At 50.4% G+C, this 22,617-nt stretch carries 17 protein-coding genes; 8 read left to right on the forward strand and 9 right to left on the reverse strand.

Translation table 11 applies throughout. From position 1 onward, the window contains the following. Window positions 1-86 precede the first annotated feature (86 nt). The gene (gene ptsP / locus IEX02_RS08490; protein WP_188693207.1) at window positions 87-2,366 is read right to left on the reverse strand and encodes a phosphoenolpyruvate--protein phosphotransferase; all 2,280 of its coding nucleotides are present in this window, start codon (window positions 2,364-2,366) and stop codon (window positions 87-89) included. Window positions 2,367-2,369: 3 nt separating this feature from the next. Then, window positions 2,370-2,894: an RNA pyrophosphohydrolase gene (rppH, locus tag IEX02_RS08495; protein WP_188693211.1), complete on the reverse strand. Its 525-nt coding sequence runs from the start codon at window positions 2,892-2,894 to the stop codon at window positions 2,370-2,372. Window positions 2,895-3,033: 139 nt separating this feature from the next. Between rppH and IEX02_RS08500 the strand changes: the two genes are divergently transcribed. Together IEX02_RS08500 and mutH are read left to right on the forward strand one after the other, a co-directional pair. Beyond that, a complete protein-coding gene (locus IEX02_RS08500; protein ID WP_188693214.1) occupies window positions 3,034-3,693 on the forward strand; it encodes a lysoplasmalogenase in 660 nt (219 codons plus the stop codon). Then, entirely contained in the window at window positions 3,680-4,354 is a 675-nt protein-coding gene (gene mutH / locus IEX02_RS08505) for a DNA mismatch repair endonuclease MutH (RefSeq protein ID WP_229702156.1), read from the forward strand. Before IEX02_RS08500 ends, mutH begins: the two co-directional genes overlap by 14 nt. Before the next feature lie 18 nt (window positions 4,355-4,372). Here mutH and IEX02_RS20625 read toward each other — a convergent pair whose 3' ends face one another. Then, window positions 4,373-9,622 carry an InlB B-repeat-containing protein gene (locus tag IEX02_RS20625; RefSeq protein WP_188693217.1) on the reverse strand — a complete coding sequence of 1,750 codons (5,250 nt, stop codon included), beginning with the start codon at window positions 9,620-9,622 and terminating at the stop codon, window positions 4,373-4,375. Between the two features lie 231 nt (window positions 9,623-9,853). Between IEX02_RS20625 and IEX02_RS08515 the strand changes: the two genes are divergently transcribed. Next, window positions 9,854-10,786 carry an AraC family transcriptional regulator gene (locus IEX02_RS08515; RefSeq protein ID WP_188693220.1) on the forward strand — a complete coding sequence of 311 codons (933 nt, stop codon included), beginning with the start codon at window positions 9,854-9,856 and terminating at the stop codon, window positions 10,784-10,786. A 2-nt stretch (window positions 10,787-10,788) separates the two neighbouring features. Here the strand turns inward: IEX02_RS08515 and IEX02_RS08520 are convergent, their stop codons facing one another. After that, the gene (locus tag IEX02_RS08520; RefSeq protein WP_188693222.1) at window positions 10,789-11,484 is read right to left on the reverse strand and encodes a PEP-CTERM sorting domain-containing protein; all 696 of its coding nucleotides are present in this window, start codon (window positions 11,482-11,484) and stop codon (window positions 10,789-10,791) included. A gap of 277 nt (window positions 11,485-11,761) precedes the next feature. Between IEX02_RS08520 and IEX02_RS08525 the strand changes: the two genes are divergently transcribed. The 3 genes from IEX02_RS08525 to IEX02_RS08535 all read left to right on the forward strand — a co-directional run bounded on the left by IEX02_RS08525 (window position 11,762) and on the right by IEX02_RS08535 (window position 14,802). Then, window positions 11,762-12,394 carry a response regulator gene (locus tag IEX02_RS08525; RefSeq protein WP_188693226.1) on the forward strand — a complete coding sequence of 211 codons (633 nt, stop codon included), beginning with the start codon at window positions 11,762-11,764 and terminating at the stop codon, window positions 12,392-12,394. Between the two features lie 20 nt (window positions 12,395-12,414). Continuing rightward, the gene (locus tag IEX02_RS08530; RefSeq protein WP_188693230.1) at window positions 12,415-14,157 is read left to right on the forward strand and encodes an ATP-binding response regulator; all 1,743 of its coding nucleotides are present in this window, start codon (window positions 12,415-12,417) and stop codon (window positions 14,155-14,157) included. A gap of 81 nt (window positions 14,158-14,238) precedes the next feature. Then, on the forward strand, window positions 14,239-14,802 hold the full coding sequence (locus tag IEX02_RS08535) for a lipocalin family protein (protein WP_188693233.1): 564 nt from the start codon (window positions 14,239-14,241) through the stop codon (window positions 14,800-14,802). Here the strand turns inward: IEX02_RS08535 and IEX02_RS08540 are convergent. From IEX02_RS08540 to IEX02_RS20475, 4 genes are read right to left on the reverse strand one after another with little or no spacing between them, the layout of a single operon-like run. Then, entirely contained in the window at window positions 14,771-15,907 is a 1,137-nt protein-coding gene (locus IEX02_RS08540) for an ABC transporter permease (protein ID WP_229702157.1), read from the reverse strand. The genes IEX02_RS08535 and IEX02_RS08540 overlap by 32 nt on opposite strands. Beyond that, window positions 15,907-16,836: an ABC transporter ATP-binding protein gene (locus IEX02_RS08545; protein WP_188693236.1), complete on the reverse strand. Its 930-nt coding sequence runs from the start codon at window positions 16,834-16,836 to the stop codon at window positions 15,907-15,909. The genes IEX02_RS08540 and IEX02_RS08545 overlap by 1 nt, the downstream gene beginning before the upstream one ends. Beyond that, window positions 16,833-17,765: an HlyD family secretion protein gene (locus IEX02_RS08550; RefSeq protein ID WP_188693239.1), complete on the reverse strand. Its 933-nt coding sequence runs from the start codon at window positions 17,763-17,765 to the stop codon at window positions 16,833-16,835. The genes IEX02_RS08545 and IEX02_RS08550 overlap by 4 nt, the downstream gene beginning before the upstream one ends. A 9-nt stretch (window positions 17,766-17,774) precedes the next feature. Then, window positions 17,775-18,389, reverse strand: coding sequence for a TetR/AcrR family transcriptional regulator (locus IEX02_RS20475; protein WP_188693242.1), 615 nt, complete (start codon window positions 18,387-18,389; stop codon window positions 17,775-17,777). A gap of 483 nt (window positions 18,390-18,872) precedes the next feature. Here IEX02_RS20475 and IEX02_RS08560 point away from each other — a divergent pair, with 483 nt between their 5' ends. Both IEX02_RS08560 and IEX02_RS08565 read left to right on the forward strand, forming a co-directional pair. Next, window positions 18,873-21,251: a PKD domain-containing protein gene (locus IEX02_RS08560; protein ID WP_188693245.1), complete on the forward strand. Its 2,379-nt coding sequence runs from the start codon at window positions 18,873-18,875 to the stop codon at window positions 21,249-21,251. A gap of 88 nt (window positions 21,252-21,339) precedes the next feature. Further along, complete coding sequence (locus tag IEX02_RS08565) at window positions 21,340-21,825, forward strand: GNAT family N-acetyltransferase (protein ID WP_188693248.1); 486 nt, start codon at window positions 21,340-21,342, stop codon at window positions 21,823-21,825. 17 nt (window positions 21,826-21,842) lie between these two features. Here IEX02_RS08565 and IEX02_RS08570 read toward each other — a convergent pair whose 3' ends face one another. Beyond that, window positions 21,843-22,586 (reverse strand): AraC family transcriptional regulator, encoded by a 744-nt coding sequence (locus IEX02_RS08570; RefSeq protein WP_188693252.1) that lies wholly within the window; start codon window positions 22,584-22,586, stop codon window positions 21,843-21,845. Window positions 22,587-22,617 lie beyond the last annotated feature (31 nt).

The following is a 22,617-nucleotide window of genomic DNA, read 5'->3' on the forward strand; positions in this document are numbered from 1 at the left end:
TAGTTATCCTGTATCTGGGGCATAAAACAGCGGCGTCACTTTATCACTGTATGCACAGGCTTGCAGGACATATTAGCGGTTAATAACTATTTACCGGCGCGTACCAAACCACCCAGACCAAGGGTTTCCAGATGCCGGTTAATACGGTCACGTACTTGATGGGGATGTTCCAGTTCCAATACTTCATCCAGCAGCAACTGCGCGTCAGCCATGCTTAAACTGCGAATCACCCATTTGATCTTACTGAGGTTAAAACTGTTCATACTGAGCTTACGATAGCCCATGGCCAGCAGCAAAATAGCGCCGCCGGGCTCCCCTGCCAGTTCTCCGCAAAGGGTCACCGGCTTATTAAAGCGTTTGGCTTCCTCAACAATCAGTTTCAGGGCTTTGAGAACCGCCGGATGGTAAGAATCGTAGAGGCCGGAAACACGCGCATTATTACGGTCCACCGCCAGTAAATACTGGGTTAAGTCATTACTGCCAATGGAGAAAAAATCAACCTTGGCGGCCAGTTGGGGTAACTGATAGATGACTGCTGGCACTTCCAGCATGACGCCCACTTCGGGCATGCTCAGGGTATGGCCTTCCAATTGTGCTTCTTCGGCAACTTCGTAATACGCCTGGCGGATAAGCCGTTTGGATTCGTTAACTTCGTTAATCGTCGTGATCATGGGCAACATGATCTTAAGGTTGTCGAGACCCAGACTGGCACGCAGCATGGCTCTGACCTGAACAAGGAAAATCTCGGGGTGATCCAGCGTCATGCGAATCCCCCGCCAGCCGAGGAAGGGATTTTCCTCCGTTACGGTGAAATAAGGTAAAGGCTTGTCCCCTCCCACATCCAGTGTACGCATGGTTATGCTTTTGGCCGGGTTCATTTGCAACACACTGCGGTACAACTGGCACTGCTCATGCTCGGAAGGAAAACGCTCACGCATCATAAAAGGCACTTCGGTCCGGTACAGACCGACGCCGTCACCCACTTCACTGTGTACGCCTTCAAGTTCAGCGGATAAGCCAGCATTAATCAGTAATTCAACCCGGTGTCCATCATGGGTCTCGGCGGGTAAATCGGCCTGTTCCAGCAACAATCCATAGAGTTCACGCTCTTCGTTAATGAGTTGCTGGAATTCCTGCCGGATTGATTGGCTGGGGGAAACAATGACTTCTCCCGAGTAACCGTCCAGCAGAATTTCCTTACCGCCCAGCAAGGACAAGGGAACATCTGTCACCCCCATAACCGCTGGCAGACCCATAGCCCTGGCGAGAATGGCAGCGTGGCTGTTATTTGAGCCCCGCATGGAGATAATGCCCTGCAGTTTACCGTGGGGGAATTCGGCCAGCATGGAGGCGCTGACTTCTTCGGCTACCAATATGGCCTGGTCGGGAATAGACACCGGTGCTCTTGAGGTATTAAACAAGTGCCCCAGTACCCGGTTACCGAGATCTTCCACATCCACGGCACGCTCCTGCATATAAGGATCGTCCATGGAACGGAACTGATTGATATAGCTCTCCACCACCATTTTCAGTGACGAAGGCGCGTCCCAACCGGCATTGATCTTCGCTTCTACCTCATGACCAAGGCTATTGGCGTCGAGTAAATGCTGATACAGATTAAAAATCGCCAACACATCATCAGGCACCCGTCCTTGCATACCGTCCGATAGCTTTTGTACTTCATCCCGGGTCTGACGCACCGCGTCCCGATAATGGGCTATCTGGCCAGCAGCATCGGCACTACGTCTTAGCATCAAGCCACGCAGGCTGAATTTGATATTTGGCACATGGCCAATGCCCATAGCCAAACCATTGGATCCAGGCACACCTCGCAATGACTTCTGCCATTTTTGCTTGCTGAGTTCATCGACGATGTTCAGTGCGCCACGCGCCTCGGCATGGGCAATTTCCAGCGCCATTTGCGCCGCTAGCGTAACCAGGAAAGCTTCTTCATCTTCGCTGAATTTACGCTTGCGTTTCTGCTGAATGGTCATCACCCCCAGCACCTTGCGCTGGTGAATAATGGGGGTGCCTAAAAAGGCGTGGTATTTCTCTTCTTTAACTTCCGGATAATGCTTAAATCGGGGATGGCTTTGGGCATCTTCCACGTTAATGGGTTCTTCCCGCTGGCCGATCAGCCCAATCAGCCCCTCAGAGAAGCCAATGGCGACATGACCTATGGCTTCTTTGGATAAGCCCTCGGTGGCCATTAACATAAAATGCTGCTGCTCATAGCTGGCCAGGTAGATTGAGCAACAATCTACCTTCATCACCTCTTGCAGGCGTTTAGCCAACAGGGTAAGCGCATCGTCCAGAATGGGTATCTGGTTGACTTCCTGGACTATACGCTTGAGCTGAGTCAGCACGAGCTAGTTTCTCCTTCTGCGCTTTGGCTTGTTAGCCAAAGGGGGGCGCCCCTGCCCTGGCATCGCGATAGGGACAAATTCCTTCATCACCCGCCGATATACATCACGCTTGAATGACACCACATTGCGAATGGGGTACCAATAGCTAACCCAACGCCAGTCATCAAACTCCGGATGACCTGAATGCAGAAGATTAACGTCTTCTTCTTTGCAGGTCAGCCGCAATAAAAACCACTTCTGTTTTTGCCCAATACAAACAGGGTCGCTGCCCTGTCTGATCAACCTTTTTGGCAGCTTGTATCTCACCCAATTCTTGGTCACACCAAGAATTTCCACATCCTGAGGTTGCAGCCCTACTTCCTCATGGAGCTCCCGATACATAGCCTGCTCAACAGTTTCCCCTTGATCAATTCCGCCTTGTGGAAACTGCCATGAATGTTGGCCGTAGCGTCTTGCCCAAAATACTTGCCCGATTCTGTTGCAAATCACTATGCCCACATTCGCGCGGAATCCTTCGGCATCAATCACTTAGACTCCCGGGCATTAGTTCTTTTCTAGTAACGCATTCTTCCATAAACTAGGGATCTTTCAAAGCTCCCAGAAAATTTAATTACAACGGCGCCTGACGCCGGGAGCAAACAACCACCCACCTTCAGCGGAGCCCGGGATGAGAAGTACGCACTGGAATCTGATATTTTTTGGTAGCAGCCTGTTCTACCTGTTCAGCCTGGCTTATCGCCCCTACCCTATGGATTTTCTGCTCAAGGCCTTACCCATATTCTGGCTGATGTTGCTGGTGCTGCGTAATGCCACTAGCAATAAATACCTGCTGCTGCTAGCGCTGGCCTTTTCCGCCACGGGGGATATCTTCCTGGCACTGCCTATCAAGAACAGCTTTGAACTGGGCTTAGGTGCCTTTTTACTTGCTCAGATAATTTACGCCTGCAACTTCTGGCGTTTTCGCCACTGGCAGGGTTGGAAACTCTGGCCACTACTGGCAGTGGGGCTGTTTGCTGTATTGATGCTGTGGCAATTACTGCCCAAGCTTGATGCCATGCGATTACCCGTACTGGCCTATATGCTGGTGATTTGCAGTATGGCCAGCATGGCGGTCATGGCCAACCGCCATGGTCATTGGCTACTTATAGGTGCCACCAGCTTCCTGATTTCCGACGCCCTGCTGGCATGGAATTTATTTATTCAGCCTTTCCCCTATTCGGCTTACGCCGTCATGCTCACTTACTACGCAGCACAATACTGTTTAGTTAACGGCGCACTAAAAGTTGCCCCAATGGCGTCGGGGCCAGATACCAATGCAACCCGCTAACCAGCCGCCGCAAAGTGTTGAGCAATTACTCAGCCGCGCACAAGCCCTGGCCGGGTATAGCTTAGGTGAACTGGCCGATTTGGCGAATCTGCAAACTCCCGCCGACTTACGTCGTCATAAAGGCTGGAGTGGTCAGTTGCTGGAAACTTGGCTGGGGGCTGAAGCGGGCTCCAAACCCGAGCAGGATTTTCCCGAACTAGGAGTGGAGCTGAAAACCCTGCCTATCGACAGCCAGGGAAGACCACTGGAAACCACTTATGTCTGTTATGCCCCGCTCACCGGCATAGCAGGAATAAGCTGGGAACATTCTAACGTCAAAAACAAATTGTCCAGTGTATGCTGGGTGCCCATTGAGGCCAGTCGCGATATTCCTCCGGCCCAGCGCAGGGTAGCCAGCGCCTTTTTATGGCAACCCAATGCCGAGCAGGAACAAGCACTGCGCCAGGACTGGGAAGAAATCATGGAAATGATTGCCTTAGGTGAGGTGGAGGATATTACAGCCCGCCACGGCGAAGTCATGCAACTTCGCCCCAAGGCGGCCGATGGCAATGCACTGACCCGCGCAATAGGAAAGGACGGGCAATGGATTCAAACCCGTCCGCGAGGATTTTACCTTAAGAAGAACTTTACCCAAGTATTATTGCAACAGGCCTTTTCCTGATAATCCAGCAGGCTTCATTCAGGCGTTACTTTTTATTTTGGCCAAGTTTCTTTGCCTTGCTGCCTCACTGTAACTGCGTGCCAGCGATACAAAAAACAGTACAAACAACATAAATCCAGAGTATGCCCCAGCAGAGGACTCCGGCTTGGTGGTAGGCACGGGTGGCCTCAGCTCTTTTTCGGCCAGGCTACCGGGATCCCTTACCACTGCATTGGGACTGCCGTCACTGTCATTAGGTCCACCGTCTTCAATAGTCAGGCGCACACAGCCATGTCCAGGATTAAGTCCACTTTGCCAATTTGGCGCAGACACCGCTGGACATCGTCCGCTTTCCCTTTTTGCCGCACTTTCCAGAGTATTGAACTCATTGATAACAAAATCTTGCCACTGACCATCAATGTATTTGCGCCAGACAGATGAAGGACTTAGTTTAACCGTGGGTGGGAGAGGTACCACAACGGGAACTGACTCGCCAACCCGAAACAGGCCATATACCTCAAAATCACTGATTACACCGATTTGACTAAAACCTGGGTCAGGTAATACCGGGTCTGTAACAGCCAGTCCAAATTGCAGGCTCGCCCAGGACTGCGTTGCAGCAAGAGTCCCCAGACCCAGTTGATAAGGACCTGGAACCTCCACAAAGCCGCGCCATGACGAGAGGTCGTCAAGGGTACACAGACTGTTGTCGCCACCGCTATCAGATAGAGGGCAAAGCGCCAGGCGATGCGGGTGCGCACTATATATATTATGTGACTCAGGAATACCACTGACACTGCCGCACTGTTGATCAGGGCAATCGCTAATCACCTGAAATTCAAGTAGGTACTCTCCTTCATGGCCCTGCTCAGACAATGCAGTAACACTAATACTATGCCGCCCTGTAATCAGATTAGCAGGGTCAAAACTTATCCTGTCTGCTTGCACTGATAACGGCAGACTATCTGACTGCCACCGATAGGTTGCCGCGTGTCCGTTGACCTCCTGAGCGCTCACAGTCACCGTTCCAAACGTCCGATCCACCACCCTAGTAGCTTCTCCCGCCTGCTTCATTTCTACACGCAGTGTCAGAGGAATCTCATCCTTAAGGATTTTCACCTGATGGTTGGCAGGCACACCAATAACGCTCTGCGAATTAGCCTGAAGTTCTAAACTCCCCCCTTTTTGCGTTGTTTCCAACTCCCATATTGCAACCCGCTTATCCTCGCGGGTAAACACCATATCAGGTAAAGTCAGTTGATTGTTGTCTGCCTTTGCACGCACAATCAAAGGGTATCGCGCCGGTTCATCACTCAGCCAAACTCTTATGCGTACTGCTTGGCCGGATGACACAACTTGTCTATCCGATAGAAAAGCCACGAAAGGCTTTACATCAAGCACCACTTCAGTCAGCTCGTTAGAAACAGCATCCTTGAAGATCAGTCTATATTCTCCAGTTCGCTCTACGTAGAATCGGTATTCGCCATCTTCCCCCTTCTGTAGGCTAGCCCGTGAAGCATCGGCATCCAGCGTTGTTTGCTGCCCTGCACGCAATAGATTGACCTCGGTCAAAACCTTATCCCCAGCTCCACCAATGAATCTAAAACGCCCCGGGGTACCAACAACCAACTCATCACTCTGGCCATATTGCACATCCGTGGCAGGGAAGACCATGACTAGCACCGTACAATCTTGCGTTACAGCCGCGGTAATCACTTTATCCGCGGAGCGAGCTGCAACGCAACTTCCCCCTAACTCCACAATGTCGTGTGGATTATCCAGTTTCAGTTCAAACACGGCTTCATCACCTACCCAAACCTGCTTGAACGCGGGTAGGATTTGTCCGGCTCCAGATAGCACAGCTTGCACCTGATATCTTTCACGCTTTTGCCACTGTGCGACAAACTGCATATTCTGAGCTGGCATAAATGCCGGCAGTGAAGGTTGCCAACCAACAAAGGTATACCCTTCACGGGAGGGCGGTGTAGGCTCCGATATTGCAGTCGCAAAATCCTGTCGTATGGCCCCAACTGCGGTGCCGCCCTGGCTGTCAAATTCGAGGCTGAATTGCTGTATTTGCCACTGTGCAATGAGTGTTAAATCCTGTGCAGGCATCACTGCTGGTATTGAAGGTTGCCAACCAACGAAGTTATACCCTTCACGGGAGGGATTCGTAACCGAATGAATTTGCGAACCTGCCGTCAATCGCAAATTATCAACTGCCGAGCCGCCCGCACTGTCAAAGCGCAACCAGTACTTGCTGGGCTCTGGCGGCTTGGGGGTAGTCCAACGTGCTTTGACGCTGATATCCTGAGCTGGCATAGTAGCAGGCAATGTGGGCTGCCAACCGGCAAAGATAAGACCTGGCCGACTGGGGGGCGATGGCGGTGTAACCGTCGTTTTATAGTCCAGCAACATATCGGCCACCGTTGAGCCTCCGTCACTGTCGAAGCTAATACGATATTGATTTGCAGTCCATTGTGCATAGAGCGTTAACCCACCCGCTGGCATAGCAAAGGTACCGACATATTGGCTACCACTGCCATCAGCGGCGCTATTCCAGCCTTTGAAAGTGTATCCCACCCTTACCGGCGCGGGCGGAACATCTATCATCGCACCTGGCCATTCAAGAATTGGCGAAATAATTGCGCTGCCCTGACTATGAAAGACAACCTGCTCCAGTACTTTTAATTTGGCCAACGACGGACTGACTTTATCGCCAACTGAATCAAATACTCCCCCTATCACTAGGTAGTCATCCATCTGCAACAAAGCAGACACCACACCGGATGCACCAGAGCCAAAAGCAGACCATTGCGCACCATCCCAACTGGCAATGTTGTTTATCGGCTTCCCTCCGGCTACAGAGAAACTACCGCCAACTATCAGGCGACTTGCCATTTGACGTAAAGAAGTAACCCTGCCATTTACTCCCCCATTTATTGGCTGCCAATCCGAACCATCCCAGCGAGCAATACGATTAGCAAGCCCGCTTCCGGCTTGTAAGAATTCTCCACCGGCGATCAGCTCAGACTGAAACACCGTCAGGGCACGTACTTTCGCAGAAAAACCACCGCCGAAAGGTGACCACTGACTACCATCCCAGCGAGCAATCCCATCTAGCGATACCGCTCCCGATGAGAGGAAACTTCCACCCGCCACAAGCTGTTCCTGATAAACTGCCAGGCTGTCTACTTCACCACTCAAACCATCACCAAGGGTGAACCAATCACTGCCATCATAACCAATGATATTCCATGCCATCACGCCGTTAACTCTGTTGAACTTCCCGCCCACATATAACTTATCATCAAGCACGGCATATGCTCTGACAGCACCATCCAGATTAGTAGCCAACTCTCGCCAGAGGCTACCATCCCACGCATAGATCGAATAACCATGTGAAGAGAATGAACTGATAATCAGCTCACCTTTAAACTCAGTCATCGCATAGGCAGAATTCACCACAGGTGCGTTTAGCGAACGCCAGTTATTGCCATCCCAGCCAGCTACACTGCGAGCCTCAATTCCGTTAATATGAGTGAAATTCCCTGCAACAATAAGCTCCTGCTGATATTCCCGCATCGCCAGAATCTGACCTTCAATCCCCCTTGGTAGAGCAGACCAAGCGTTGCTATCCCAAAACCTCAGATTTGGGCCTTGGAAGAAAGAGGGGAAAGCGCCTCCCACAACCAACTTTCCATCAAACACTGCCAGAGCAGATACATAGCTCTGAGATTCTTGAATGCCATAATAAAGATCATCCCATGATATGCCGTCCCAACTGGCAATATTGGCCACCACCGTGCTTCCTCCAACCCGATGAAAGGTTCCCCCCACCAGCAATTTATTATTCCACACTTTGGCAGTATAGACTGAGCCCCGAAAGCCCCCCAATTTACCTACACCATCACCTATCTCGGTCCATTCAAGGCCATCCCAGGTTGCCAGGCCCTTAACTTCCTTACTGCCCGAATACCAGAAGCGGCCGCCCGCCACCAGCTGGTTATTAAATACGCTAAATGTGTACACATAATGGTCAAACCCCTGTCCCATTGCCTGCCAGGCCGAACCATCCCATTCAGCCACGTGATTGAGTGTTGTTACTCCAGAAGCAGTAAATGCTCCGCCAGCATATAGTAAGCTATTATGTACACCTAAAGCCCATACATCGCCATTAAAGCTAGCGCCTAAGGTTGACCATTGAGCATTTTCCCAGCGCGCAATTTTGTTTGCAACGCCTCCCCCTGCCTGGGTAAAAAGCCCTCCCACAATTAGCGCATTATCCAGAATTGCTAAGGCATTTACCGGTGCATTAACACCCTCGCCCAGGGGCTGAAATTGGCTGCCATCCCACAGCCCGATATGGTTCACCGCATTGTTGCCCGCTTGAGTGAAGCGTCCGGCTATCACCAACTGGTTATTATAAACTTCAATGTCGGAGACCTCTGCGTTGACGCCCTCGGCCAGGCCAAACCATTGATTACCATCCCAGGCAGCAATGCGATTAGCCATAATATCGCCGATCATGGTAAAGTCGCCGGCCAAATACAGCTTCCCTTGCCAAACCAGCATATCCTTAATGCTACCATTCGCTCCCCGCATACCTTCACTCATAGCAACCCAGTCTGCATCGCTGATGGTAGGGTCAATTAACAGTGGATAACTGGCGTTACGATCGTCAACTTCAATCTGCAGTCGAGTATCATTCAGAGTCCGCATTTTTCCTTCCAACACACGACCATCAGCATCAGTAATATGAAGGCGGTTGTATACTAATTCACGACCATTAGAGGTAGTTAGCAAGATCCTCTGCCCTTGTCCCGACACGGTAGCCCCTGACACATCAAGCTCAAGGCGTAATTTTTGTTGTCCCAGGGGAGCCTGATGCACAAGAAAGTCTTGCCGAATCCCTTCCACACTGGCGCTGAAGATTTCACTAACATCGGCGCGGTTTAAGTAAATTGTGTTGTTTGCCTGTGAGACTTCCCCCGCGCGAATGGTATGCATATTACCCTTACCCAACGCTACCGGCAGAAGTTGAAACAGTTCTTTTTGCTCAGTTAACGAGCGAAGCTGTGCGCCCTGATTGCTCACTTCTAGTTCCAAGGCCTGGTGAGGAGCTGATAAATACAAACTATTCCCTCTGGGGTGAGGGATGGCAGCACCCACTTCCTGCACCAGCGTGTTTGTTATTTCGGGTAGCGATAAGCCAGGTGTCTGGGCGGACACCCCCCCCATATAAAACACCAGAAAAAACAACCTGGAAGCCCACGTTCGGTACCTCATAATCACCTCAACATCAGTATTTGAGGCTCACATTCTAACAAGCTAACCGATTGAAAATAATGAAGATATCCCCAAAAATTTTACGCTAACTATACAAATTCAGTTAGGTAGAAGGCTGATGATAGCTTTGACTCTGTGTTAGCAAGGGTGGTATACATTTTGTCGAGAAACTTACAATAAAAACTCATTAAGAGGGTGTGCGTGACCCCTCTTTGTTGTTGGGAATGGATCATGCTGAGCTTCACCACCAAAGGCATCCCGAAAAAAGAGCAATTTGAATATTGGGGAGCGCTGTTCAATCAACGAGGGATCCGCCTCGCTTTGGATACACAGCAGCCCAGAGGTTTTTATGGCGAACTGAAAAGCGCGGTTCAAGACGACGTTGTGCTGTCACACATCATCTGCTCCGAGAACAAAGTCATACGCAACAAGTCCCATATTGCCATGGATGACAACCTGTTTTTCTTACTGTACATCCCCCTGAATGACCAGGTGTTATTAAAAAGTGGGGATAACTTGCTTAAGCTCAGCCCCGGCGAAGTGGGGTTGCTAAATACCGAATATCAGATGGAAACTTATCTTGGTAGCAGGAACATTCTTAGCGTCAGAATTCCACAGACAAGATTGCCACACATTGACCGCAGTCAAGCAGTGCTTGTAAATCCTTGCCGAGATCTTGCTTCCCAGCTGTTGTTTAAGCGGCTTTTTGCGCTTTTCGATCAGGTCCTTTCATCTCCCTCAGAGGTTTTCAAATTGAAATTTGACCAGGTCCTGACGGACATGGTGACCGCGCTGTTTTGCTCGACTACAGGAAAAAGCAGCCGAGGCAAGGCCTTTATTCTGGCCCAAACCCAGATGTTGATAGAGCAGCATGCTCAAGAGGCGCTAACGGTCAAACTCATCTGCGAGAAACTGCGCATTTCAGAAGTATATTTGTATAAATGCCTGGCTTATTTTAATACCTCCTATCGCAGTCTGGTTTCTATACACCGTACTCGACAGGCAGCCAGGCTAATGGTCAATAGCAGCGCTCAAACTAAACTTCAGGAGATTGCCATAGAAGTTGGCTTTTCGAATCAATCACACTTTAGCACCGCTTTTAGCGCCCAGTTTAGCCTGAGCCCCAAACGCTTCAGACAACGTTTTAGCGCCTCTATACCCTAGGCTTAAAGCAAGCGACGGCGATACCTGGCCCAGCCAAGTAATCCCAGTGCAAATATTGCAATGGTTGATGGCTCGGAAACCGCCGTAGTCGACACTCTCACCAACACACTACTAATTTCTCGGTAATTACTTAATAAGCCCGATGTACTGCTGTCTTTTGATAGACGGTAACTGTATTCAGGATTGTAACCGGCGCTAGGATCAACATATCCCAGATCCGCTCTGGTGTAGGCTCGCCATTTGGCAACACAAGACTCGGTAATGTGGGCTGAGCAATCACCATCATTACCCACAAACAAATTGGCAATGCGACTCATACCCGGACCACCTGGCGAGGCATAAGCCGGTTGTGCAAAACTTGGGTTATCAAAGTACTCCCAAAGCCACTTAGTGCCATCTGAATTTAGCGGACTTTGCCCAGGCACTGGAGTGACAGACTGAAACAGGTCGCTGAGTTCCTTACGGGTGGCATAGCGCCAGCCGGCATCCAGCAGCCCCATTTCACCCGCTTCAATACTGGCTCGACTTAAGCCAACTGTGACATCCCAGCTCAGCCATTCCAAGCCACTGAGATTGACCAACTTGCCGTCATTAGTGTAATGGGTGCCACTGATAATACTGGCGTTGGCTGGGTTTATCAGTAAGCCAAGGCAAACCACCATGGCCGCTTTAAACAGGGTTAAAAATCGATTATTCATAAGCCTATCCTGCTAATTAATTTGGAGATTTTAGTTTTTATTAGCGGGGCAAATAACTAACCGAAAGTATGAAATAAGCGCTTATCTGCTTTTTAGTCTGCTGATTGGCAGTTTATTTCGCTCGAGTGGCGCTGAGGCGATTCCCTCCCGACCTAAAGGCATTACTCTGTCACTAATCACACTGAGGGCTTTTTTAAATCAGTATGTGCATGCCAAAGACAGAGAGCAGAAAAATCCCCGGCAGCATCAGGGTGAATGGCTTTAGTTGGATACGAACGTGAAAATCCTATTGATTGATGATCATCAGATGTTTCTGGATGGCCTAACGGCCATGTTGTTCTCCATCCCCGGAGTACAGAGCATTGATAGTGCCAATGATGGTAAAACGGCACTGAGCATGCTGCAAACCGGCGACTATGATGTGGCGCTGATCGATTTACGTTTACCTGTGGTGGACGGTCTTAATGTACTGCAAAGCATGCATCAGATTGGCAGTCTGACCCCGGTTATCATGGTAACGGCGTCGCAGGATCCGCAAGACATTCAACAGGCTGAACAATATGGCGCCATGGGCTATCTGGCTAAGTCGGCCTCTGGGCGCGAGATTCTGACCGCAATTCATAGGGTATTGGCCGGCGAACTGGTTTTTCCGGACCACGGACTCTTTGGGCAGCGCGGAGCACAGAGTTCCCCTTCCCAGCAGCACTGGGCCAAGCAGCACAACCTCACCCGCCGTCAGGTGCAAGTATTAAGACTGGTTAAGCAGGGCCTGCCTAATCAGGAGATTGCCCAGCAACTGTTCCTCAGTTTAGCGACGGTAAAATCTCATATCAGCACCTTGTTCAGGGTGCTGGATGCCAAGAATCGTGCCGAAGCCATCAGAAAAGCCCAACAGTTCGGCCTGGATTAAAAGAAGGACGGCAACAAGCGATGTACCAGCAACTGGCTGCCAAAGACAAGGTCCTGTTCTTGTATAAAAACACCCCTGCAACCTTGCTGGGTAATGTCGTAGGCTGCCTGCCGCTGGGTATTGTCATGGCGATTGGAGGCTATGCACTGGCAGCCCTCTTGTGGGTTAGCGGTATTTACCTGCTAACCTTGCTGCGCTGGCTTCACTATAAGCAGCTCACCGCCAAGCTGGCCTGCGATGTTGAACTATTCCGCTTTGGGCAATCACAAACCTGGCTGGCCTTTGCGTCCGGGTGTTTATGGGGTAGCGCCGGTGTTTTGTTCTTTGATGTGAATGCCTTGGAGAACCTGGCATTTCTTATCCTGACTTTTGTATGCATGATGGCAGGCAGTCTGGCTTCGCTTTCTGCACGCCCTTTAACCTACAGCGCTTTTGCTGTTCCTACTATGCTGCCTCTGATCCTCAATCTGTTGCTGCAAGATGAAGCCTTCTACACTTGGATGAGCTTCGGAGCCGCAACCTATCTGATTGCGACATTTTCCTTCAGCCTGAACTTGTCCCGGGTAATTCAAAATTCGCTGGCGCTGAAATATGAAAATGTCGACCTTATTGCCAATCTCAAAAAGCAAACCGACAAGGCCAATCAGGCTAACCGCGACAAATCCCGCTTTCTGGCCGCCACCAGCCATGACCTGCGTCAGCCTTTGCATGCTGCCAATTTGTTTTACGAACTGTTAAGCGAAAAAATCCATCAGCCCGAACAGCTAGAGGATCTTCATAACCTTGGCCGCAGCCTGAACTCACTCAATAGCCTGTTAAGTTTGATGCTGGATATCTCCAAACTGGATGCCGGTATTATTGAGCCTCAGAAAGTAAACTTCGACTTGGCGCTGTTACTGGACAAGTTAACCCATCAATTTGCCCTGCAAGCAGACAGCAAAGGGTTAACCTTTAGTGTTCAGGCTCAATCTCAGCAGATTTTCAGCGATCCCGCCCTGCTTGAACTGGTTATCACAAACTTACTGGTTAACGCCCTAAAATATACCCATAGGGGCAGTGTCAGCGTATTTACTCAGCGACGAGGTGATAGCCTGGCACTGCATATCCGCGATACCGGCATAGGCATCCCGTTAAAACATCAGGGAGATATCTTTAACGAGTTCTTCCAGCTAGATAACCCGGAACGGGACAAACACAAAGGCCTTGGGCTGGGATTATCCATAGTAAAACGTATTATGGAATTGCTTGGCCATCCGTTAGGACTTACATCTCGTCCCGGTCTGGGCAGCGAATTTATTTTGTCTTTTCCACTGGCAGATCGCCTCACGCCTCCTCCCCCAAAGCCATCATCAACCACCGGACTATCACTGGATGGCCAACATATTTTGATAGTCGACAACGAACAGGAAATTGTCTTCGCCATGCAAAAGTTGCTCCGCCAATGGGGCTGTAGCGTGACAACCGCAACATCCACCGGGCAAGTGCTGGCTCAGCCTCATCAAGTAAAGCCGGATATGATTATCTGCGACTTTCGCATGCCGGGCGCGCTGAATGGCTGCGACATCATCGAACAACTGCGTGCATCGCTTGGGGATATTCCCGCCCTGATCCTGACCGGCGACACCGATAAGGCGGTCGAAATGTTAATTGAAACAGCCGGCTTGCCTGCATTACATAAGCCCGTCAAACCAGCACAACTGCGGATCATGATGGCCAGGCTACTCAAGCCACAAATCAAACGATCACCTGTAGCGCTAGAATAACCGAAGCGTTGATCTTTATTGCGCCAACGACGTAATCACTGATATTCGGTTTGTCGTTAATGTGTCAGTGAGGGGAACAAAGTGCGAATGCTGTTATTGCTTGTCAGCCTGTGGGGGCTCAGTGGCTGCACAGGTATGCCGGATAAGGTGACGCCGGTCAGCGGGTTTGAACTAAACCGCTACTTGGGTACCTGGTATGAAATTGCCCGCCTTGATCATAGTTTTGAAGCCGGTCTTAGCCAGGTGACGGCCCATTACAGCATGCGTGAGGATGGCGGCGTGTCGGTACTGAATCGCGGCTTCTCGGCCGAAGACAAGCACTGGCAACAAGCGCAAGGTAAGGCCTACTTTGTTGAAGACCCGAACACCGGTTATTTGAAGGTGTCTTTTTTCGGCCCCTTTTATGGCGCCTATGTGATTTTTGAACTGGATAAGCAGGATTATCAATATGCCTTTGTGTCCGGCCCGGATACCGATTACTTGTGGTTATTGGCCCGTACACCTGACATAGAACAAGAAGTGATACAAAAGTTTGAGCAAATGGCCAAGGACAGAGGCTTCAATATCGACCAACTGATTTATGTGGAGCACGCTTCCGCGCCCAAGCAGCAGGCTAATCCAGCGTCCGCCGGTAGCGCAGAATAGCCACAGCCCCGACCACCACAATAAAGAGGAGTAAAGCGACAAACTCTTGCTGTAACTCAAACAGGCTGTTGCCTTTTAACATTACGCCCCTCACCATGCGCAAAAAATGCGTCAGGGGCAGCACTTCACCCATGCTTTGCGCCCAGTGCGGCATACCGCGAAACGGGAACATAAAACCGGACAGCAGGATAGAAGGTAGAAAGAAGAAAAAGGTCATCTGCATGGCCTGCATCTGACTGCGGGCCACAGTGGAAAAGGTAAAGCCCAGGCAGAGGTTAGCCAGAATAAACACCATCACCCCAGCTAGCAGTAAACCGAAACTGCCAAAAAACGGCACCGCAAACAAATACTTTGCCGCGCCCAAAATCACCAGGGTTTGTACCAGCCCCACCAGAATGTAGGGGCAAATTTTACCTAACATCATTTCATGGGGGCGGGTGGGCATGGCCAGCAGATTCTCCAGATTGCCCCGTTCACTTTCTCGGGTCATGGCCATGGAGGTGATCATCACGCAGGTCATGGTTAGGATCACGCCTAATAACCCAGGCACAATATTGTACTGGGTAATCCCCTCAGGGTTGTAGCGTTTATGTATCACCACATCAATTTGGGCAGGTGGTGTCTGCAGGTAGGCAAGCGGCCCCAACGATTCGGTGCGCAGCGCCTGATTAACAATTTCTTTGGCCTGGCCGATGGCATTGGACGCGGCGGCCGGATCGGACGCATCGGCTTCAATTAACAGTTGCGGCTGTTCGCCTCGCACGAACTTGCGGGTAAAGCCCTGCGGTATATGAATCACAAAAGACACTTCGCCTTTGGCCAACCACTCACTGCCCTGCTGTGGGCTGTCGGCTTTACGCAGCAATTGGTAGTAGCCTGACTGTTCAAAGGCACTCAGAACCCGACGCACAACAGGCGAACTGTCTTGTGCATACACAGCAGTAGGCAGTGACTTAGGGTCGGTATTAATGGCAAAGCCAAATAAAATTAGCTGGATAATCGGCAGTCCCAGCATCATAGCAAAGGTCATACGGTCACGACGCATCTGCACCAATTCCTTGGCCATAATGGCGTAGATGCGCTGCAGACTGGCACCTATTTTCATCAGCCATGCTCCCGGGTATCTTGGCCAGCATCCTGCATCAGGGAAATAAAGGTATCTTCCAGGCTGGCCTGAATTTCCTGCCAGTGCGTCCCATCTGAGGGTAAGGTCTGAATGGCTGACTGTAGCTTTACTCTATCCCGACCACTGATATGCAAGGCGGCGCCAAAAAATGCCACATGCTCGACACCAGGCACACCTTTAAGTTGCTCGGCCAGTCTTCGCACCTGTTCGCCTTTGCCCTGAAAGGTGATTAGGCCCGCTTGCTGAATCACATCAGCTACCCGCCCCTGAGTCAGAATATTGCCATGAGCCAGATAAACAATTTTATCGCAGCGCTCGGCCTCATCCATATAGTGAGTAGACACTAACACTGTCATACCTTGATTAGACAGCTGATGAATCTCATCCCAGAATTCACGTCTGGCTTGGGGATCCACACCGGCAGTAGGTTCATCTAACAGCAAGAGTTCAGGCTGATGCATGGTCACTGCCGCCAGCGCCAGGCGCTGCTTCCATCCCCCCGACAACGCGCCGCTTAGCTGGTTCTGACGCTCAGTTAATCCCAGCTTTGCCAAGGTGGCATCCACTAGCTGCCTGCGCTTCGACAAGTTATACAAACGGGCTACAAACTCCAGATTCTCGCGAATGGTTAAGTCTTCCCAAAAAGAGAACTTCTGCGTCATATAGCCAGTGGCATCTTTGATTTGCCTGGCCTGCCTGCGAATATCAAAGCCCAGACAGCGTCCCTCCCCTTCGGATGGTTCGAGCAGCCCACAAATCATGCGGATGGTGGTGGTTTTTCCCGAGCCATTGGGGCCCAGAAATCCCCAAACCTGTCCTTTTGGCATTTGCAGATCGACCCCCCTTACTACGGCATTGTCGTTAAAGCGTTTGACCAATCCCCTGACATCTATGGCCAATTCATTCATAAACTGACATCCACGGGCAAACCAACCGGCAAATCATTATCTTCAGCCAGGTCTGCTTCCACCAGAAATACCAACTTGTCGCGGCTGCCCTTGCTGTAAAGCACAGGCGGGGTAAATTCGGCCTGCTTAGCCATAAAACTAATAGTTCCGCTCAGGGGCTTAGGCTTACCTTGCGCATAAATATTGACCCTTTGCCCCAACTGCAGACCAGATAAAATGCGAACGGGCACGTAAAAACGCACCTTAAACTGTCCGTTTAACAGGATGGAAAGCACTGGTGTACCCGCCATCACAAACTCCCCAGGGCGGTAAAACACATCATCCACCCAACCGCTTTGTCCCGCGCTTACCTGCCGCTGATTTTGCTGCCACTCACTGATACGTTTTCCTTGCTCGGCCGCCATCAAGTCCGCTTGCGCCGCACTGATGGCATCCGGACGGGCCGACAGTTTCGCTTCGGCTAACTGATCTTCAAGCTGCGTTACCTGTGCCTTGGCCACTGCCAAATTCGCTATGGCTTGATCCAGACTGGCCTGGCTGCTGAGTTGCTGCGCGGCGGTCTGTGTTTCCCGCGCGGCGACCAATTCAGCCAGTTCAAGACGGGCTTTGGCTTCACTAACCTGAGCGGTAAGGCGGTCCAACTTTTCCTGCCTGGCACCTTTTTGCATATCGCTCAACAAGGCTTGTTTCTGCATCACCCACTGCTCAGCCTGCTGCACTGCGAAGTTTTCGCGCTCTGATTCTAAACGGAACAAAGTTTGCCCGGCCTGCACTTGCTGACCTTCATTTACGCTCTGTTCTTTCAGCCAACCAGATTGCGGTGCCGCCACCAGCAACTGCCTGGCTTCCACATACCCCGAGAAGTATTGCTCGGCAGGCGGCTCAGCACATCCCGCCAGCAGAACCGCAAGTAACAAGTATTTTTTCATACGTCCTCACTACGCTTTCAGGGCCTTGAGTAACATGTTTTTGTGGGTTTGAAACAGTGACGGCAAATCCAGGCTTTTTTCACTGCCTTGCTCAAACACTACCGCCCATATAGCGGAGAAAATGACCGGCGCCACCATCAAACGGGCTGCATTATATGGGTTGTCAGTGTGCAGCACTCCCATTTCACAGCCCCGTTCAATTAACGCCGTTAACCCCGCCAAGGCCCGTTCGATAACATCCTGCCGGTAACGCTTAATCACTTCAGGAAAGGCAAACGCATCACCAATTAACACTTTGGCCAACATAGGTAACTTAGAATCCTGAATCATCATGGGCAGAGCGCTCACCAATAATTCCAATGCCTGCTCAAAGTCATCCGCCTGTCGTAGTATCTCTTCCAACATTTCCACTCGAGGAAGCGCTACCGAGGAGACAATTTCCATAAAGAGATCTTGCTTAGAATCGAAATACAGATAAAGCGTGCCTTTGGAAACGCCGGCGCGACGGGCAATGTTTTCCATCTTGGCCAAACTGAAGCCCCGCTCAAAAAATTCCTGTAAGCCAGCTTCTAAAAACTGGTTACGCCTCACTCCTTTGGCGGCATCGGTATTTGCACGTCGCATATTCACTCAACAACTAACTGACTGGTCAGTTAGTTATGAAGTACAAATCATAAACAATCAAGTTAAAAATCCTTATCTCCAAGCTAGAGCGTGTTGACCTTTTGAGTATAGATGTTGTTCAAATCCAGTCCCTTCTGATCACGGCGCCGGGCTGCAGGCCTAGTGGGTCTAAGTCAAAGCCCGGCAACACCGAGCAGGAGGGGCTGGGTTGAACCCTTCGGGCAGCGCTTGTGGGCCCTTTCTACGGCGTTATCACTCACTCATGTAGAATAACTACACCACGTTCGCTCTGCCTTGTATAAAGGGCCCACAAACTGCTGCAAAATCATACTCAAAAGGTTAACACGCTCTAATTGTTTTACATTCTGTTCATTGACTAACAACGCTTCTCTGTCTATTTTCCACCGCTTCTCAAGAGGGGAAACAGCCGGTGTCAGATGTTTTTCTGACGGAACGTATTTGCTGATTCAGAAAGGAAAACAGATGAAACTCAGCGCTTTACTGCCTACTTTCGCTTTATGTGTCTTCATATCAGGCTGTGGAGGCTCGGATAGCTCACCGCAGCCTGAACCAACGCCCGAAAATAACCCGCCGGTTGCCAAGATCTATCAAGCCAAAGATCGCATTGATTTAAACCAGAGTCTGGAATTGTCTGGTGCAGACAGTTATGACCCAGACAATGACACGCTTAGCTATAAATGGACTGCCATTGGCCCGGGAGGGGTACCAGCCATCGCAGGTAAAGACGATGAAAAAACATTGAACTTTGTGCCACCTAGCGCAGGCCTGTATCACATCACCTTAACGGTAACGGATAGCAAAGGGGCCACACATAGTGTCACCGCTATGCTTCAGGTAGATGATAGAAACCCTATATTAGTTAATATTGAGGCTGACCAATCCACACAAATTGGCGAACTGGTTGCCTTATACGGTCGTTTTGAGCAATTTGAACAGCTAGGCGAGACTCCGGTTGGATTTACCTGGCAGCTAAGTAAACCCGAAGAAAGTCATGCCGAGCTTGATGAGGTCACTACTTACCGAACACGATTTATTCCTGACAAGCCAGGTGAGTACAAACTCACCCTGACAGTAAATAGCAACGGCCGCAGCGCAAAGAGTCAATGGTCTGTATGGGCTTATGAACCTGACCAGGTCAGGCCTAGTGCCAAGATATCGGTCGTTAGTCAGGAACTTCGCCCCAATCGCGACACCTTATTGAAAGCCTACTCTAAATGGGATGATGAACCCACAGGGTATTATTGGTCTGTGCAAAGCGCGCCGCCTGAGAGCAATTATAGTTTTAGCGCGCCCGAAGATTTTGAAACCTTGTTTCAGGCCGACAAGCCGGGGCAGTATGAACTCGAGCTCACGGTGACCAGCGGCAACTTCCAAGGCAAAACCCGTCAGATTCTTCGCGTCGTCGAAGGCAACCGCGCTCCCAGGGTTGAAATCAACAATATCTTTCATCCTCATCGACCTGGTGAAAAGGTGACACTCTATGCCGAAGGCAAAGATGATGACAATGACAGCCTGAGCTACCAATGGCAGTTAATCAGCAAACCCGATGGCAGCGCAGAGAGTCTGGTCAATGCGGATTCTGCTGAAACAGAACTGACGCTGGACTCAGAGGGAGACTACCTGGTTTCGGTGACGGCATCAGATGGGCAGCTAAGCTCAGCCCCCGCACTACATTTAATCAGCGCCCAACAAAACTATGCCCCCTTTGCCGCGTTCTCTGTTGAAAACCAGCGTATTGCTCTGAATGAGAAGGCCCAACTTAATGCTCTGAATACCTTTGATTCAGAAGGTGACAGCCTTGAGTACCACTGGGATGTGATAGATAAGCCAGAAGGCGCCAATGCGCTATTACAAGGCAATCTGGGCGTAAGTCCCCAGTTCAGTGCAGATAAGCCTGGCATCTACCTTGTCCAGCTAATTGCCAATGACGGGCAGGCAAACAGCTACCCACAGGCTAAAGCTATAGTGGTTGAAGATAGTCATGCGCCGGTGGTTGAAATCAGCGGCCAACTTCAGTGGCACATTAGCAAAAGCCAAAGCATTGAACTGGATGCCAGCAGCAGCCATGATGCCGATGGTGACAGCCTTAGCTACAGTTGGAAGGTCATCAGCGGGCCAAACATGGCTCTGAACCAGTTCAGTGCTTCAGAACATGCAAAAACCGACTTTACGCCGCAGCAAAATGGTGACTATGTATTGCAGGTTAAGGTCAGTGACGGGCACAACATAAGCGCCGGTTATGTCAATGTTAAGGTTGACGATCAAGCACAGGAACAGCTCACTATCAGGGGTAGATTACTGGATGCCAATGGCCAACCAGTCCCGCCCTTATCTGTCATGCAGGCAGATCATCTTGCGCGCAGCGATGATAAGGGACATTTTACCCTGCAGATCCCACTGCCCGAGGATATAGACTGGCCACTATCGGCTAAATTTACTTATATAGGTAAAGGTTTGGTGACCAGCTATCTGGATATAACGCAAACGACAGGTAGTGAAATCCTGCTGGGTGATCTGACCTTAGTCAGACCCATCCCAACCGAGTTCACCCTGAGCTATTGTGCAGGTTATTCGGGAGATCCTTCGCCGTCATTTAAGATAGTGGCCGATGGTGAACAAACAACTGTGCTGCCCTTTAAGTTTTACGGCCCCCTGTCTTTCTCATCAGACACAACTACGGTACGCCGCGTCTTGCCCGCGCCAGCAAAGTTAGCCCTGCAGGTAGCGGATAGCGCAAATTTCACGGCAACCTTGAGCAATGGCGCAACTACCTTCACTAGCCCCCTGAGTGAAGCTGCCGACTGGCCAGTAGTTCATCAAATCAAGGTCTGTAACAAATAACTCAAAGCCCTGTGTCTAGCAGGGCTTTTGTTTATCCATTTATCTTCAGGCTGAGGTAAACTTGGTATTTGCCGTCATGGAGTTATCGATGGTTAACATCTGTCATATTTCCCCCAGCCACTGGCCTGACATTCTGAGAATTCAGGATGCGGTCTATCATGATGTCGAGCCCGAGTCCCTGACGGTGTTGAAAAGTAAATGGCAGGCCTCGCCTGACACTTGCCTGGTTGGGTTGGATAAACACAATCAGGTAGTAGGTTATCTACTGTCTCACCCCTGGCCAGTAGGGAAACTGCCTAAATTGCATCATGCCGTAGAATCAGTAAATACTGATAATCTCTACCTGCACGATCTCGCCGTCTGCCCCAGTGCCAGAGGAGAAGGCGTAGCGGCAAAGTTGCTGGCACATCTGCAGCAAAAAAGCCAATCTGGTGGATTTAACAGCATCAGCTTGGTGGCTGTGCAAAACGCCGATGGATTCTGGCAAAAGCAGGGATTCAGCCAGCACACTAAGGCGCAGTTGTGCGACAGTTACGGCGACAATGCCCAACCTATGCTGAAGCACCTTAACTAAGGTATAGCCCTAGTGAGTTATCGAACCCCCTGACGAAAGCTGCTGGGGGATTCCCCGTACTCGGCCAGAAACTGTCGACTGAAGTAATTAGCATCACTAAAACCGCACTGCTCTGCAACCAGATACACAGGCAAATCCGTCTCTACTAGCAAGCGCCGAGCATTGTCCAGACGAAGCTGGTTAATCAATTGCTTCGGCGTTTTACCCAGCGCTTTACGAAAGCGCCGCTCCAGGGCGCTAACCGACACATGACAAAGCTCGGCCAGGGCATTTATGGGAATAGGCTGGGTAAAATTGCGGCGAATATGCTCCAGCGGCTTTTCTATACTGGCCAGTGGCCCCAGCATAATAGAGGTTTTGTGCAAATGGCGGGAGATACCACAGGTGCCAACCCGTTGCCCATTGAAATCAAACAGCGCTCTTTTGCTGGTAGTAAACCAATGCAGTTCGCCGCTGCGTAGTACATTCATTTCCAACCTGTCATTAATCATTTCCCCTTCCAGCACCTTTTGATCGTCAGCCAGAAACTGGCGGGCGATATGACGCGGCGCAAAGTTGTCATCGGTTTTACCCAGTGCCTGCTCCAACGCACCTAAGCCGGTATGTTCCAAAAAAGCCCGATTGGCATATTGAATACGACTGTGGCTATCTTTGACCCACACCAAGACATCGGTTAACAAGTCATACATTTTCAGCCATTGTGCGGCTGGCATGGATTGCAAAAATGCATTGGATTGTTCTGGTAATGAAAATAGCGACATTGCTAACACCAAAGATTAATAGATTGATTTA

This window comes from Bowmanella pacifica (genome assembly GCF_014645355.1).
GTDB classification, from domain to species: Bacteria; Pseudomonadota; Gammaproteobacteria; order Enterobacterales; family Alteromonadaceae; genus Bowmanella; species Bowmanella pacifica.

Coding starts and splice junctions, on each gene's coding strand:
- IEX02_RS08550 (WP_188693239.1), bottom strand. CDS start 17,765: ATGAAAAAATACTTGTTACTTGCGGTTCTGCTGGCGGGATGTGCTGAG.
- IEX02_RS08545 (WP_188693236.1), bottom strand. CDS start 16,836: ATGAATGAATTGGCCATAGATGTCAGGGGATTGGTCAAACGCTTTAAC.
- mutH (WP_229702156.1), top strand. CDS start 3,680: ATGCAACCCGCTAACCAGCCGCCGCAAAGTGTTGAGCAATTACTCAGC.
- IEX02_RS08515 (WP_188693220.1), top strand. CDS start 9,854: ATGCTGAGCTTCACCACCAAAGGCATCCCGAAAAAAGAGCAATTTGAA.
- IEX02_RS08540 (WP_229702157.1), bottom strand. CDS start 15,907: ATGAAAATAGGTGCCAGTCTGCAGCGCATCTACGCCATTATGGCCAAG.
- IEX02_RS08530 (WP_188693230.1), top strand. CDS start 12,415: ATGTACCAGCAACTGGCTGCCAAAGACAAGGTCCTGTTCTTGTATAAA.
- IEX02_RS08500 (WP_188693214.1), top strand. CDS start 3,034: ATGAGAAGTACGCACTGGAATCTGATATTTTTTGGTAGCAGCCTGTTC.
- IEX02_RS08565 (WP_188693248.1), top strand. CDS start 21,340: ATGGTTAACATCTGTCATATTTCCCCCAGCCACTGGCCTGACATTCTG.
- IEX02_RS08570 (WP_188693252.1), bottom strand. CDS start 22,586: ATGTCGCTATTTTCATTACCAGAACAATCCAATGCATTTTTGCAATCC.
- IEX02_RS20475 (WP_188693242.1), bottom strand. CDS start 18,389: ATGCGACGTGCAAATACCGATGCCGCCAAAGGAGTGAGGCGTAACCAG.
- IEX02_RS08520 (WP_188693222.1), bottom strand. CDS start 11,484: ATGAATAATCGATTTTTAACCCTGTTTAAAGCGGCCATGGTGGTTTGC.
- IEX02_RS08560 (WP_188693245.1), top strand. CDS start 18,873: ATGAAACTCAGCGCTTTACTGCCTACTTTCGCTTTATGTGTCTTCATA.
- IEX02_RS20625 (WP_188693217.1), bottom strand. CDS start 9,622: ATGAGGTACCGAACGTGGGCTTCCAGGTTGTTTTTTCTGGTGTTTTAT.